The following is a 14,229-nucleotide window of genomic DNA, read 5'->3' on the forward strand; positions in this document are numbered from 1 at the left end:
CCGTGGATTCGGACGAACAGGTCAAGGTGTCCACTTTGGAGGCCTACGCGGACACGATCGTGCCGGGGGAGAAGCGGTTCCCCGGCGACCACGCGATCGCCGGCGCGTCGAAGGGGCCGGGCGCGGTCGTGGCGGGCGCGCTCGAACTGCTGCACACCGACGCGACCGGGGTGACCGTCGGGCTGCCGTATCTGGCGCAGTCCCTCAACGAACACGCGAAGGGCTACGCCAAGGAGCACGACCTCACCCTCGACGAGTCGCTGCCGCCGTTCGTCGCGCTGTCCTTCGAGCACCGGACCGCGCTCGTGCGGTCGCTGACCGCGCCCGGGCATCCGGAGAAGGACGGCTGGGTGAGCCTCGCCCTGTTCTGCAACATGTCCTTCGATAGCGCCGCGCACAAGCACACCGCCGAAGCCATCGCCGAAGGGCACCCCGGCCTGCTGGCGATGGGCTACACCGCGCCGGACGAAGACGGGCTGTGGCGGTTCCCGAAGTTCTCCTATCGCCGCGAGCTGGCGCGGCTCCACCCCGACACGACACCTTCCGGGAGCCCCGCATGACTGCCTACGACAAGACCGACGTCGTCATCGTCGGCAGCGGGTTCGGTGGCTCCATCCCCGCCTACCACTTGGCCGCGGGCGGGGCGAAGGTCACCGTGCTGGAACGCGGGCCGTGGCTGGAGACGAAGGACTTCGAGCACGACTATCTGCTCGGCTCGTCCTACACCCGGGCCTTCGATTTCGTCGTCGGCGACGGGATGAGCGTGCTCGGCGGGAACTGCGTCGGCGGCGGTAGCGTGGTGTACTTCGCCGCGATGCCGCGTGCGCCGAAGTTCGTGTTCGAGCGCCACGGCAGCATCGGCCGCCGCATGTGGCCTTCGGCGATCACGCGGGACACACTGGAGCCTTGGTACGACCGGGTTTCGGAATCGCTTCCGGTGTCCAAACAGGACTGGAACGACGTCTCGTACGCGGGTGGCCTGTGGGCGGCGTTCTGCGACCACTCCGGCCGGACCGCCAACCCGGCGCCGGTCGCGGTGGACAACGACCGGTGCGTGAACTGCAACTTCATGATGGCGGGCTGCCGGTTCGACGCGAAACGCTCGCTGCTGACCAACTACCTGCCCGCCGCGCTCGCGCACGGCGCGAAGATCCGGCCGCTGCACGAGGTCCAGCGGATCGAGCGGATCGACGGCGGCGACTATCGCGTGCACTTCAACGTCGTCGACGACGAGGACTACCGCCTCCAGTCCGGCAGCGGGACGATCGACGCGAAGATCGTCATCATCGCCGCGGGCGCCGGCGCCACCCCGGTGATCCTGCAGCGTTCGGAGGCGGCGCTGGGCACCATGCCGCACGGGGTCGGCCGGTACTTCTCGGGCAACGGTGAGCGGCTCAACACCGCGATCATCAACGAGGAGCGGGTCCGCGAGGTGCTCGGACTGTCCCGTGAGGACGGGAAGGTCTACGAGGCCAACCACATCGGCAAGGGCCCGACCGTGGCGAACTGGGACAAGCTCGACGGTTCACTGCCGGAGTACGAGCGGTACTCGCTGGAGCAGCTGTACTTCCCGCCGGGGCTCGGCACGATCCTGGCGCAGGTGCCCGATGGGGACGAACCTCGCTGGTTCGGGGCACAGAAGAAGGAGATCCTCAAGAAGTGGGCCTCCTGGCTGACCATCTTCCTGATGACCGAGGACGACAACGAGGGTGTCTTCGGCGCGCCGCCGCCCACCGGCAACGCCTACCGCATCTCGCAGCAGATGCTCGGCCGCGGTCCGCTGAAGTACGACCCGACGCCGAACACCCGGCACGGCTGGGCGCTGGCCGACGCGGAGTGCAAGGAGATCCTCGAAAAGGACGGCCTGGCGAAGGTGGCGCCGTGGACCAACGACGTCGTCGGCGCGTACACCGTGCACCCGCTGGCGTCGTGCCGGATCGGTGACGACCCGGCGACCTCGGCACTGCACCCGAACCACGAACTCCGCGATCATCCCGGGATCTTCGTGACCGACAGCGCTTCCGTGCCGGGCGCGCTGACGGTGAACCCGGCGATGACGATCGCGGCGCTGGCCGAGCGTTCGGTGCCGGGTATCGTGCGGGCGCTCCAGGCTCGCGGCGTCGATGTCACCTACGGCGCTCCCGCCCCGGACGGCTCCATCACCGGGCGGCGCGCTGTCAGCAAGCTGTCGCTGGTCGCCGGGAACTGATCATGGCGCCTGCGCTGGTGAAACTCGCGCTGAGGCGTGCGTTACGCGAAGTCCGGTACGTCCGGCCGGTGTCCTTCGGCCGGGCGACCGGACTCGTGCGCGACGTCTACGGCCGGCTGGAACGCGACTTCGGCATGCTGGCCCCGCCGGTGGCACTGCATTCGCCGTCGCCGGACGTGCTCGCGGCGAGCTGGGTGATGCTGCGGGAGTCGTTGGTGGCGGCCGGGGAGACAAGCCGGGCGGACCGGGAGATCGTCGCGACCCTGGTGTCGCAAGAGAACTCGTGTCCGTACTGTGTCGAGGTCCACGGGATGGCACTGGACTCGCTCGGGCGCTCTTCGGAGGCGTCGGCGATCGCTTCGGGGCGGCCTGTGGCGGACCCACGCGCGGGGATCCTTTCGCCGGGTGCCCGTGCGGAGCTGACCGCGGTCGCGTTCGCGTTCCACTACCTGAACCGGGTGGTGAGCGTGTTCCTCGGGCCGTCGCCGTTACCTTCGTCCGTGCCGGATTCGGCGCGTGCCAAGGCCAAAGCGGTTCTGGTGCGGTTCCTTCGTCCGGTGGAGGATGCTTCGCCGGGGGAGTCGCTGGAGCTGCTGCCCCCGGGGTCGGGGGATTTCGGTTGGGCCGCGGGTAATCCTGTGGTCGCGGATGCCTTCTCCCGCGCTTCGTCGGTGTTCGCCGCATTGGCGGTGCCTTCGGCCGTTCGGGAGGTCGTCGAGCGAGAACTGTCTACTTGGGACGGTTTGCCGCCTGGGCTGAGCCGGTCCTGGGTGGATGCCTTCGACGATCCCGGGGTCCGGTTGGCGTTGGTGGTCGCGAAGGCGCCTTACCAGGTCGACGACGCCCTGGTCGCGGCCGCCGGACTGGGTGATCGAGAGCTGGTCGAGCTGGTGGGGTGGGCGGGTTTCACGGCCGCCGCTCGTGCTGTTTCGGTCGCTTCGCCGCGTGGTCGGTGAGGCCGCGCGGCCGGTGTCGTGTCGCGAAAGCCACTTTCGGGACGTCTGATGTCCCGAAAGTGGCTTTCGCGACGTCGTGGGCTTCGGGTCCGGCGCCGGGCCCGCCTCCCTCACTGTGTGGATTTCGGTGTGTTGGATGACTCGAAATCCACCCAGCCCGGTGAGGCCGTCCCTGTCACGACCGGTGTGTGGAAATAGGGGCACTCAACGTCCATATTTCCACGCGCCCCACAATGGAACGCCCTTTGTCGCTCGCGACCCGGTCGAGAAGTGCTCGAATCTGGCGCCTCGGTCACGGCTTTTGTCCCGTGTGGACAGCCGAGGACGCACCGATGCCGCCGGATGACGGCCCACCTTCAACAACCAGAGAGAAGACTTCGCACCCGCCGCCGGTTCATGCTTGACCGGACTGCGCGAACGGACGGTGGCCGCGTTTCTGGGGACAGAGCCCGGCGCCGGGACCGGATTCCGTGACTTGAGTGTTGAGAGCTAGGGGAGTGCGGTGGCATGAGCGTTGAGCGGATTTCGATTGTCGGTATCGGTCTCCGATACCCGGACGCCGGTTCCCCGGAAGAACTGTGGGAGAACGTCCTCGCCGGCCGCAGGGCGTTCCGGAGACTGCCCGACGAGCGGATGAACCGCGAGGACTACTACTCGCCCGACCCCAAGGCGCCGGACCGTTTCTACGCCCAGAAGGCCGCGGTCCTCCGCGACTGGGAATTCGACCGGATCAAGTACAAGGTCGCGGGCAGCACGTTCCGTTCGACCGACACCACGCACTGGCTGGCGCTCGACGTCGCCGCGCAGGCGCTGGCGGACGCGGGGTTCCCCGAGGGCGAAGGGCTGCCGCGGGCCGCCACGGGCGTCGTGATCGGCAACAGCCTCACCGGTGAGTTCTCCCGCGCCAACATCATGCGGTTGCGCTGGCCGTACGTGCGCCGCACGGTCGCGGCGGCGCTGGCCGAGCGCGGCTGGGCCGAGAGTGACACCGCCGAATTCCTCCACGATCTCGAGGCGCAGTACAAGGCCCCGTTCCCCGCGATCGACGAGGACACGCTCGCGGGCGGGCTGGCGAACACGATCGCCGGCCGCGTCTGCAACTTCTTCGACTTCGGCGGCGGCGGGTTCACCGTGGACGGCGCCTGCTCGTCTTCGCTGCTTTCGGTGGTCACGGCGGCGAACGCGCTTTCCGAGGGCGACCTCGACGTCGCCATCGCGGGCGGTGTCGACTTGTCGATCGACCCGTTCGAGGTGATCGGTTTCGCCAAGACCGGCGCGCTCGCCAAGCGGGAGATGAAGGTCTACGACGCCGATTCCAACGGTTTCTGGCCCGGCGAGGGTTCCGGCATGCTCGTGCTGATGCGCGAGGACGACGCGATCGCGCAGGGCAAGCGGATCTACGCCAGCATCGGCGGCTGGGGTGTCTCTTCCGACGGCAAGGGCGGAATCACCCGTCCGGAGGCCTCGGGTCACCGTCTCGCGCTTCAGCGGGCGTACGAGAAGGCCGGCTACGGCGTCGAAACCGTTTCCTACTTCGAGGGCCACGGCACCGGGACCGCGCTGGGCGACGCCACCGAGATCGAGGCGCTCTCCACCGCCCGCCGCGACGCCGACCCGCTCGCCGACCGCGCCGCGCTGAGCACGATCAAGGGCAACATCGGCCACACCAAGGCCGCGGCCGGTGTCGCCGGGCTGATCAAGGCGACGCTGGCGGTGTACCACCAGGTCATCCCGCCGGCGACCGGCCACTACGAGCCGCACGAGTCGCTGGTCGGCGACTCCGCGCGGATGTACGTCCCGACCGAGGCCGGGCTGTGGCCCGCGGACCACCCGGTCCGCGCGGGTGTCTCCGCGATGGGCTTCGGCGGCATCAACTCGCACGTCACCGTCACCGAGGCGCCAGGCGCGGCCCGGCGCAAGGAACTCGACGAGCGCACCCGTTCGCTGGTCGCCGGACGGCAGGACAGCGAACTGCTGCTCCTCGACGCCGACGACGCCGCGTCGCTGCGCGGCAGGCTGACCGGTCTGCTGGAAGTCGTGCCGAAGCTCTCGCTGGCGGAGCTCGCGGACCTCGCGGCCACGCTTTCCGCGGAACTGTCCGGGAAACCGGTCCGCGCCGCGATCGTCGCGACCAATCCCGAGGACGCCGAGCGCAAGCTGGCCAAGCTGCTCGACCTCCTCGGCGAGGGAGAGCCGGAAGTCTTCTCCACCGGCGACGGCATCTTCGCGGGCTCCCGCGGCAAGGACCCGAAGATCGGTTTCCTGTTCCCCGGCCAGGGTTCCGGACGCGGCACGGTCGGCGCGCTACGCAAGCGCTTCGCTCACGCCGACGACATCTATCGCGCGGCCGCCCTTTCGACCGGCGCCGACCAGGTCGCCACCGAGGTCGCGCAACCGCGTATCGTCACCGGTTCGCTCGCCGGGCTCCGCGTGCTGAAGAGCCTCGGCATCGAAGCACAGACGGTCGCCGGTCACAGCCTCGGTGAACTCACCGCCCTGCACTGGGGCGGCGCGCTCACCGAACGCGAAGTCCTCAAGCTGGCCAAGATCCGCGGCAAGGTGATGGCGACCGCGAGCGACGGGAACGGCGCCATGGCGGGGATCGCCGCCGGCCCCGGGGTCGCCGAACGCTTCGCCGAGGGCGAGGACGTCGTCATCGCGGGCTACAACGCGCCCGAGCAGACCGTCCTTTCCGGACCGTCGGAGGCGATCGACCGGGTGGTCGCCCGTGCCCGCGCGGAGGGCGTCACCGCCACCCGCATCAACGTCTCGCACGCGTTCCACTCGCCGGCGGTCGTCCCGGCCGCCGAGGCGATGACCGAGGAGCTGGCCGCGTTCGACTTCGCCAGGCTCGATCGGCCCGTCGTCTCGACGGTGACCGGTGACGTCCTGCACGCCGCCGAGGACCTGCGCGATCTGCTCCGGGACCAGGTGGTCCTGCCGGTCCGCTTCCGCGAGGCGGCCGCGAAGGTCGCCGAGCGCAGCGACCTGGTGATCGAGGTCGGCCCCGGCCACGTGCTCACCGGCCTGGTCGGCGAGATCGCGCCCGGCACGCCGGTGCTCGCGATCGACACCGACAGCCCGAAGCTGGCCGCGCTGCTGAAGGTGGCGGGCGCCGCGTTCGCGTTCGGCGCCCCGCTGAACACCTCCGCGCTGTTCGACGGCCGGATCGTGCGGACGCTGCCGGTGGACGGGGAGTTCTCGTTCCTCACCAGCCCGTGTGAGGCCGCGCCGTCCATCGGTGCCGACCTGACCCGCGACCGCGTCGCCGACCCCGCCGAGGCCGCCGACGCCCCGGCCGGAACGGCTTCGGAAAGCGGTGGCAGCAGCACTCTCGACCTGCTGCGCAAGCTCGCTTCCGAGCGGGTCGAGCTGCCGCTCGAAGCGGTCACCGCCGACACGCATCCGCTCGACGACCTGCACCTTTCGTCGATCACGGTCGGCCAGCTCGTCAACGACGTGACCCGGGCGCTCGGCCGCCCGGCGCTGGAGGGCATGCCGAACTTCGCGACCGTCTGTCTCGGCGAACTCGCCGAGATGATCGACGAACTCGCCCAGACCGCCAAACCCGCCGACAACAACCAGGCCGAGGTCGCCGGCGTCGGACCGTGGGTCCGGCCGTTCGGGGTCGAATACGTCGTCGCTCCGAAGCCGTCGCCCGATCTCACGCCGGGGCTGTCCACCGCCGAGTGGACGGCGTTCGCGCCGGACGGCCATCCGCTGGCGGAGCCGCTGCGCGCGGCACTGGCCACCGCGGGCGTCGGCGACGGTGTCCTGCTCTGCCTGAACTCCGACAGCGGTTCCGGCGACGTCGGCCTGTTCCTCGACGCGGGCCGCGCCGTGCTGGCCGCGCCCAACGGCACGCGGTTCGTCGTGGTGCAGCACGGTCTCGGTGCCTCCGGTCTGGCGAAGACGCTGCGGCTGGAGGACCCGTCGGCCCGCACCACGATCGTCGATCTCGCCGACGTCGGCCCGGTCGACCCCGAGGCCGTCGAAGCCGCGGTTTCCACCGTGGTCGCCGAAGTGGCGGCGACCAACGACTTCAGCGAGGTCCGCTACGACGCCGCCGGGATCCGCACGGTGCCGAAGCTCGCCGCGCTGACCCCGGCCGAGGCCGACGGGACCCCGCTGGGGACCGAGGACGTCCTTCTCGTCACCGGTGGCGGCAAGGGCATCACCGCCGAGAGCGCGCTGGCGCTGGCCAAGGACTCCGGCGCGAAACTGGCGCTGCTCGGCCGGAGCGACCCGGCCGACGACGCCGAACTGTCGGAGAACCTCGGCCGGATGGCGGCGGCGGGCATCACCTACCGCTACGAACGCGCCGACGTCACCGACGCCCGTCAGGTGGCCGACGCGATCGGCCGCGTGCAGGCCGAGTTCGGCCCGGTCACCGCGGTACTGCACGGCGCGGGCCGCAACGAGCCCGCCGCGCTGTTCTCCTTGACCGAGGAGAGCTTCCGCAAGACGCTGGCCCCGAAGATCGGCGGCCTCAACGCCGTCCTCGACGCCGTCGACCAGGACAAGATCAAGCTGCTGGTGACCTTCGGCAGCATCATCGGGCGGGCGGGCCTGCGCGGTGAGGCGCACTACGCCACGGCCAACGACTGGATGACCGAACTGACCGTGCGGTTCGGCCAGGAGCACCCCCAGGCCAGGGCGATCGCCCTCGAATGGTCGGTCTGGTCGGGGACGGGCATGGGCGAAAAGCTCGGTGTCGTCAGCGCTTTGATGCGCGACGGCATCACCCCGATCCCGACCGAGGAGGGTATCGAGATCCTCCGCCAGGTCGTCGGCGATCCGACCGCCCCGTCGGTACTGGTCGTCTGCGGCCGGACCGGTGGTCTGGCCACCCTGCCGGTGGAGAAGCGCGAACTGCCGCTGACCCGCTTCGTCGACCGCGCCGTCGTGCACTACCCGGGCGTCGAGCTGATCACCGAGGCCGACCTGTCCGCGGGCAGCGACCCGTATCTGGCCGACCACCTGCTCGACGGTCAGCTGCTGTTCCCGGCGGTGATCGGCATGGAGGCGATGACCCAGGTCGCGAAGGCCGCCCTCGGCGCGGAAACGCTGCCGGCTCCGGTGCTCTCCGACGTCGAGTTCCTGCGCCCGATCATCGTCTCGCCGGGCGGGTCGACCACGATCCGGCTCGCCGCGCTGGCCAGGGACGCCGAAACGGTGGACGTGGTGCTGCGCAGCGGCGAGACCGGGTTCAGCGCCGACCACTTCCGGGCCCGGCTGAGCTTCTCCCGGCCGGATCCGCTCGGTGAGACCGTCGTCCGCGACGTCGCGCTGCCGCCCGTCCCGGTCGACCCGACCACCGAGCTGTACGGCACGGTTCTGTTCCAGGGCAAGCGGTTCCAGCGGGTCACCGGATACCGGCGGGCCAGCGCGCGGCACGCGGTCGCGGAGATCGCGACCGGCGCCGAGGTCGACTGGTTCGCGCCGTTCCTCCCGCAGGAGAAGCTGCTGGCCGACCCGGGCACCCGCGACGCGATGATGCACGCGATCCAGTGCTGTGTCCCGGACGCGACCCTGCTGCCGCAAGGGATCGAGCGGCTTTACCTCGCCGAACCCGGCGAGCAGGACCCGGAGTACGTGCTCCTCGACGCCCGCGAACGTTCGCAGGACGGCGACAGCTACCTCTACGACCTCGACGTCCGCAACCCCGACGGGAAGCTGGTCGAGCGGTGGGAAGGGCTGAAGCTGCGCGCGGTGCGCAAGCGTGACGGCGAAGGACCGTGGGTCCCGTCGATGCTCGGGTCCTATTTGGAGCGTTCCGTCGAACGGCTGCTCGGCTCGTCCCGTGCGATCGTCGTCGAACCGGACCCGGTGGGCGTCTCCGTGGAGACCACGCCGGAACGGCGGGCGCAGACGGCACTGGCCGCCGGCCGCGCCGTCGACGCCCCGCTCGAGATCCGCTACCGCCCGGACGGCAAACCGGAGGCCGACGGGGTCGAGGTGAGCGCGTCGCACAGCTCGGACCTCACCCTCGCGATCGCGGGCAGCGGCCGGGTCGCGTGCGACGTCGAAACCGCGATCGAGCGGACGCCCGAGGACTGGGCGGGGCTGCTCGGCGAGGATCTGCTGTCGGTGGGCGAACTGCTCGCCGCGGACGCCCGCGAGCCGCTTTCGGTCGCGCACACCCGGGTCTGGAGCGCGCTGGAATGCGTGCGCAAGACCGGGGACATGACACAGGCGCTCACCGTGCACCGGGTCGACCCGGACGGCTGGGCGGTGCTTTCCCACGGCGCTGCCCGCATCGCCACCTGGGTGACGACCGTCAACGACCGGACCGATCCCGTCGTCTTCGCGGTGCTCCAGGGAGAGGAGAACTGACATGGCCGACTACTACGAGATCCTGCATACCGTCGGGTTCGAAGAGACCAACCTGGTGGGCAACGTCTACTACGTGAACTACGTGCGCTGGCAGGGCCGGTGCCGCGAAATGTTCCTGAAGGAGAAGGCGCCCGCGGTACTCGAAGAGGTTCGCGACGACCTGAAGCTCTTCACGCTCAAGGTGGATTGCGAGTTCTACGCGGAGATCACCGCGTTCGACGAGCTGTCCATCCGGCTGCGGCTGGAGGAGCTGACCCAGACCCAGGTCCAGTTCACCTTCGACTACGTCCACCTCACCGCGGAGGGAGAGCGGCTGGTGGCCCGCGGGCGGCAGCGGATCGCGTGCATGCGCGGCCCGAACACGGCCACGGTGCCCAGCCGGGTGCCCGAACAGCTGCGTGAGGCGCTGGCCCCGTACGCGGTCGACGGCAAGGGGGAATGACGTGGGCACGCTGGACGAGCCTTCGCGGCCCGTGCTGAAACGCCTGCCGTCGCCCGCGGCCCGCCGCCGGTTGTCCGCGCAGGCCGGGTTGCGGGAGGTGATGGGCCAGTTCGCCACCGGGGTCACCGTGCTGACCGCCGGGGGCGAACGGGCCCACGGGATGACCGCCAACGCCGTCACCTCCGTGTCGCTGGAGCCGCCGATGGTGCTGTGCTGCGTTTCCCGCGCGGCCCGGATGCACGAGGCGATCGTGACGGCGGGTTCGTACGCGGTCACGGTCCTGGCGTCGGATCAGAAGGACCTGGCGAAGTACTTCGCCGACTGGCGCCGTCCGGCCGGGCTCGCGCAGTTCGACTCGGTGGACTGGACGGCCGGGCCGCAGACCGGCGCCCCGCTGCTCGACGGCGCGCTGGCGTGGCTGGAATGCGAGCTGGCCGAAGTCTACGAAGGCGGTGACCACTCGATCTTCCTCGGCAAGGTGGTCGCCTCCAGCCGCGGCACCGCACAGGACTCGCTGGTCTTCTACAGCGGCGGCTACCACCAGATCGACGGCCGGATCCGGGCATCGGCCTGACAGGAGAGGAAAACGTCATGACCATCAACGAATCCACCCCGCCCGCCACGGCGCCCACGGCCGAACGGCCGCCGGTGGTGACCACCATGCCCCGCCTCGGGCGGGGGGTGTGCTGGCGCGACATCGTGCGCGAGATCGAGCTTGACGAACTCGAGCGCGATGCCCGGCTACGGGACGCGGCGTGACCCTGCAAGGTGATCCGGGCGCACAACGCGCGGAGGACTCCGAGGTGGTGCCGCTGCCGGAGGACCGGCTGCGGCGCTCCCGGGTCCCGAGGGCGACCGACGGGCGGGTGATCCCCCTCGCCCGCGGCGCCGAGCCCGTGCACCCACCGCAACCGACGATGCCGTTGCTGCGCGCCCAGCGCGACGAGCTGCGCGAGCACATCGTCGACGGGCGGCTCGACGGCGTCCGGCGGCAGCACTCGCTCGGCAAGCACACCGCGCGTGAGCGGCTGGAACTGTTGCTGGACGAGGATTCCTTCACCGAGATCGAGCTGTACCGGCGGCATCAGGCGAGCGGGCTGGGGCTGGCGGACAACCGGCCGTACACCGACGGCGTCGTCGCCGGCTCGGGCACCATCGACGGACGGCGGGTGTTCGTCTACGCGCAGGACTTCACCGTCTTCGGCGGTTCGCTCGGCGAGGCGCACGCGGCGAAGATCCACAAGGTGCTGGATCTGGCGATCGCCACCGGTTCGCCGGTGATCGGGCTCAACGACAGCGGGGGAGCCCGGATCCAGGAAGGCGTCATGGCGCTCGACGGCTACGGCGGCATCTTCCGCCGCCAGGTCGAGGCGTCCGGCGTCATCCCGCAGATCAGCGTCGTGCTGGGGCCGTGCGCGGGCGGGGCGGCGTATTCGCCCGCGCTCGCGGATTTCGTCTTCATGGTGCGCGACACCGCCCGCATGTACCTGACCGGGCCGGACGTCGTCGAGACCGTGACCGGGGAACGGGTCAGCCACGACGAACTGGGGGGCGCGGACGTGCACGGCGCGTCGTCCGGCGTGGCGACCGTGGTGCACGACGACGAGGAGAGCTGCCTCGCCGACGTCCGCTACCTGGTGTCGCTGCTGCCGTCGAACTACCTGGAGCCCGCGCCCCGCGAGCCGTCGCAGGACGCGGGCAGGGACCGGCGGCCCAGGTTCGCCGAACTCGTCCCGGTGGAGCCGAACAAGCCCTACGACATGCGCGAGGTGTTCGCGGAACTGGCCGACGACGGCGAGTTCTTCGAACTGCACGAGCGATGGGCGGGCAACGTGCTGTGCGCGCTCGCGCGGATCGACGGGCGGGTGGTCGGCCTGGTCGGCAACCAGCCGGTGGTGTTCGCCGGCGTGCTCGACGGCCCGGCGTCGCAGAAGGCGGCGCGGTTCGTGCGGTTCTGCGACGCCTTCAGCATCCCGCTGGTGACGCTCGTGGACGTTCCCGGCTTCCTGCCGGGGGTCGAGCAGGAGCACTCGGGGATCATCCGGCACGGGGCGCAGCTGCTGCACGCCTACTGCGAGGCGACCGTGCCGCGCGTCCAGGTGATCCTGCGCAAGGCGTACGGCGGCGCGTACATCGTGATGGACTCGCGGTCCATCGGGACCGATCTCTCGCTGGCGTGGCCGACCAACCAGATCGCCGTGATGGGCGCCGAGGGCGCGGTCAACGTGCTGTTCCGCAAGGATCTCGCCGCCGCGCCCGAGCCGGACGCGCTGCGCGCGCATCTGGTCGCCGAGTACACCGAGGAGTTCATGAACCCGCAGTATTCGGCCGAACGCGGGCTGGTCGACGACATCATCGACCCCGCGGACACCCGGTCCGCCGTCGCCAGGGCGCTGGACATGCTGCAGGACAAGCGAAAGGCGGCGCCCCAGCGCAAGCACGGCAACCACCCGATCTGAACGGGGGAACCATGTCACCGTCCGGAATGGACAGTGCGCCCGTCTTCCGGGTCCTGCGCGGGGACCCGGAAGACACCGAACTGGCGGCCCTCGTGGCCGTCTTCACCGCGTTGGCCTCCGCCGCGCCTTCGCCCGCGGCGCCGGCCCGCTCGGCCTGGTCACCGCTCGCCGCGCCGACTTGGCACACCTCGACGCTGCGCTAGATTGGTGCGGCGTCGTAAGTGACAATGGGGGCTATTGAGGGGTAAGTCAAACCTGGCGTACTACCCAGCCGATGGCTCACCCGCGGGACCCGACTTACCCTAACTGTCCACAAAGGACGCCAATTCGGTCATTCGTGTCCGATTGGGCGCTTTGCGCGGGGGTCGTGAGTGGCAACGGTCGTTCTACGCTCTTTTTCACTCACGACCTCCGCGAGAACCGGACATCGTTATACCAATCGGGCGCTCAATCGGCTAGGCATGTCCTTTTTGGACACTTCGCGGCGAGGCCGGGCCGTGAGCCGGCCCGGGACCCTGTTTTCCAGGGGGCCATCTGTCCCTTGGGGGCGCCCGGGCGTAAACGGACCCTCACCGGCCGGCCACGTTCGCCTCGCCCCTGCTTACGCGAGACGTCGCGCGGCCTCGATTTCCCGCCGCGGCGGATACGTACTGTGGCGCGCGTGCACCGCGACGTAGAGGATCCCTCCGTCGAGCACGGCCTCCAGGCCCGTTCGCTCCCCGGGCTCGAACGGGCCCCCGCAGGCCGCGCAGGTCCGCTGCCGCTTCGCGGCGCTCATTGCCGATCCCGCTGCTCGGGGACCGCGGGGTCGGGCCACGACAGGCCAAGCAAATCGACGTCGAGCTCGTCGTCGGCGTAGATCTCGTACGGGTCGAGGCGTTCGGTCATGGTGCGCTCCCTGGGTTTCGAGGTACCTCAAGGGCACTACCGACGGCCCTTCGGCGGCCACCTTTCCTTTGCTCACCGAGACCTCAGCCCGTCCTCGAGCGCGTCACGATCGGAGGGGTCCATCCTTGGTTGTCAAGTGAGTCGTTCATCGAAGGCCGGGAGGAACGTCATGACGGCACAGGTGCGAATTTGGGTCGTGACCGATGATTTCGACCCGTGCGGGGCCGCGGAGGCCGTCCCGGCGGCGGTCGTCCCGGAGCCGAGGCACGCCCCCGAAAACGATTTCCCGGCCGAGCACATCGTCCTCGGTTACAACTAGGTATGGCGCACGGACGAAGAAGACCATCAGGTATCGCGCGCGCGAAGATGAAGATCGCCCGCGAACCGACCAGACCACGAGGAGGCCTCCGGATGGCTATGCGCCTCCAGCTCACGTCGGGTTTGCAGGTGTTGGAAGAATGGGCGATCAATGCTCCGCAGGCCGACCGGAATGTCGTCTACGAAGCGCTTTTCGCGGTGGCGGACGGCTCCGCCTTCCTCATCTACGACATTTTCGGCGACAGCAGGGAACCGCATCAGTTTCTTTTTCTGGTGAAACACGATCTCGTCCTCCGTATCGGGATCGATCGCGCCGATTCCTCGTTCGAGATCGTCTACATCGGGGCGCTGGAGCAGGGCACTCCCGCGGCGGCCTGGGCTGAGGATTCCGACGAATCCTGACCCGGGTACCGCCGAACGGCCCAGTCCCGGCGGGAGTGGATCATGTGTTCCTCATCTTGACATCGTCCAGTTCAGCGTGAAATTCTTCCGGTGTTTGCGGCTGGGGGGATCATGCCGGGGATTGAATTGCGATATCGAGGTCTGGGAGGCGTGAAAGATGTCATCACCTGAATTCCCGGGATTGGACGTTTCCACTCGGGTACGCGCACGTGACATTCA

At 69.8% G+C, this 14,229-nt stretch carries 12 protein-coding genes; 11 read left to right on the plus strand and 1 reads right to left on the minus strand.

The window, feature by feature from the left end:
- Positions 1 to 2 precede the first annotated feature (2 nt).
- The 9 genes from ACZ1DY_RS10890 (at position 3) to ACZ1DY_RS10930 (ending at position 12,605) form a co-directional block, all read left to right on the plus strand.
- On the plus strand, positions 3 to 560 hold the full coding sequence (locus tag ACZ1DY_RS10890) for a DUF5987 family protein (RefSeq protein WP_192745966.1): 558 nt from the start codon (positions 3 to 5) through the stop codon (positions 558 to 560).
- Positions 557 to 2,209: a GMC family oxidoreductase N-terminal domain-containing protein gene (locus ACZ1DY_RS10895; protein ID WP_257488502.1), complete on the plus strand. Its 1,653-nt coding sequence runs from the start codon at positions 557 to 559 to the stop codon at positions 2,207 to 2,209. Before ACZ1DY_RS10890 ends, ACZ1DY_RS10895 begins: the two co-directional genes overlap by 4 nt.
- Before the next feature lie 2 nt (positions 2,210 to 2,211).
- Positions 2,212 to 3,165: a carboxymuconolactone decarboxylase family protein gene (locus ACZ1DY_RS10900; RefSeq protein WP_465484245.1), complete on the plus strand. Its 954-nt coding sequence runs from the start codon at positions 2,212 to 2,214 to the stop codon at positions 3,163 to 3,165.
- Between the two features lie 507 nt (positions 3,166 to 3,672).
- On the plus strand, positions 3,673 to 9,501 hold the full coding sequence (locus tag ACZ1DY_RS10905; RefSeq protein WP_465484246.1) for a type I polyketide synthase: 5,829 nt from the start codon (positions 3,673 to 3,675) through the stop codon (positions 9,499 to 9,501).
- Between the two features lies 1 nt (position 9,502).
- Complete coding sequence (locus ACZ1DY_RS10910) at positions 9,503 to 9,943, plus strand: acyl-CoA thioesterase (protein ID WP_126729920.1); 441 nt, start codon at positions 9,503 to 9,505, stop codon at positions 9,941 to 9,943.
- 1 nt (position 9,944) lies between these two features.
- The gene (locus ACZ1DY_RS10915; RefSeq protein WP_257488499.1) at positions 9,945 to 10,517 is read left to right on the plus strand and encodes a flavin reductase family protein; all 573 of its coding nucleotides are present in this window, start codon (positions 9,945 to 9,947) and stop codon (positions 10,515 to 10,517) included.
- A gap of 17 nt (positions 10,518 to 10,534) precedes the next feature.
- On the plus strand, positions 10,535 to 10,702 hold the full coding sequence (locus ACZ1DY_RS10920; RefSeq protein WP_257488498.1) for a DUF6222 family protein: 168 nt from the start codon (positions 10,535 to 10,537) through the stop codon (positions 10,700 to 10,702).
- Positions 10,699 to 12,402 carry an acyl-CoA carboxylase subunit beta gene (locus ACZ1DY_RS10925; protein ID WP_465484247.1) on the plus strand — a complete coding sequence of 568 codons (1,704 nt, stop codon included), beginning with the start codon at positions 10,699 to 10,701 and terminating at the stop codon, positions 12,400 to 12,402. The genes ACZ1DY_RS10920 and ACZ1DY_RS10925 overlap by 4 nt, the downstream gene beginning before the upstream one ends.
- Before the next feature lie 26 nt (positions 12,403 to 12,428).
- Positions 12,429 to 12,605: an acyl-CoA carboxylase subunit epsilon gene (locus tag ACZ1DY_RS10930; protein ID WP_465484248.1), complete on the plus strand. Its 177-nt coding sequence runs from the start codon at positions 12,429 to 12,431 to the stop codon at positions 12,603 to 12,605.
- A 398-nt stretch (positions 12,606 to 13,003) separates the two neighbouring features.
- On the opposite strand, the gene ACZ1DY_RS10935 is transcribed toward ACZ1DY_RS10930, so the two are convergent.
- A complete protein-coding gene (locus ACZ1DY_RS10935; protein WP_185926944.1) occupies positions 13,004 to 13,180 on the minus strand; it encodes a hypothetical protein in 177 nt (58 codons plus the stop codon).
- 306 nt (positions 13,181 to 13,486) lie between these two features.
- Between ACZ1DY_RS10935 and ACZ1DY_RS10940 the strand changes: the two genes are divergently transcribed.
- Together ACZ1DY_RS10940 and ACZ1DY_RS10945 are read left to right on the plus strand one after the other, a co-directional pair.
- Entirely contained in the window at positions 13,487 to 13,609 is a 123-nt protein-coding gene (locus ACZ1DY_RS10940) for a hypothetical protein (protein ID WP_257488494.1), read from the plus strand.
- A gap of 92 nt (positions 13,610 to 13,701) precedes the next feature.
- Complete coding sequence (locus ACZ1DY_RS10945) at positions 13,702 to 14,010, plus strand: DUF6235 family protein (protein ID WP_126729915.1); 309 nt, start codon at positions 13,702 to 13,704, stop codon at positions 14,008 to 14,010.
- The last annotated feature ends 219 nt before the right edge of the window (positions 14,011 to 14,229 follow it).

Source organism: Amycolatopsis sp. PSD-21, assembly GCF_055561455.1.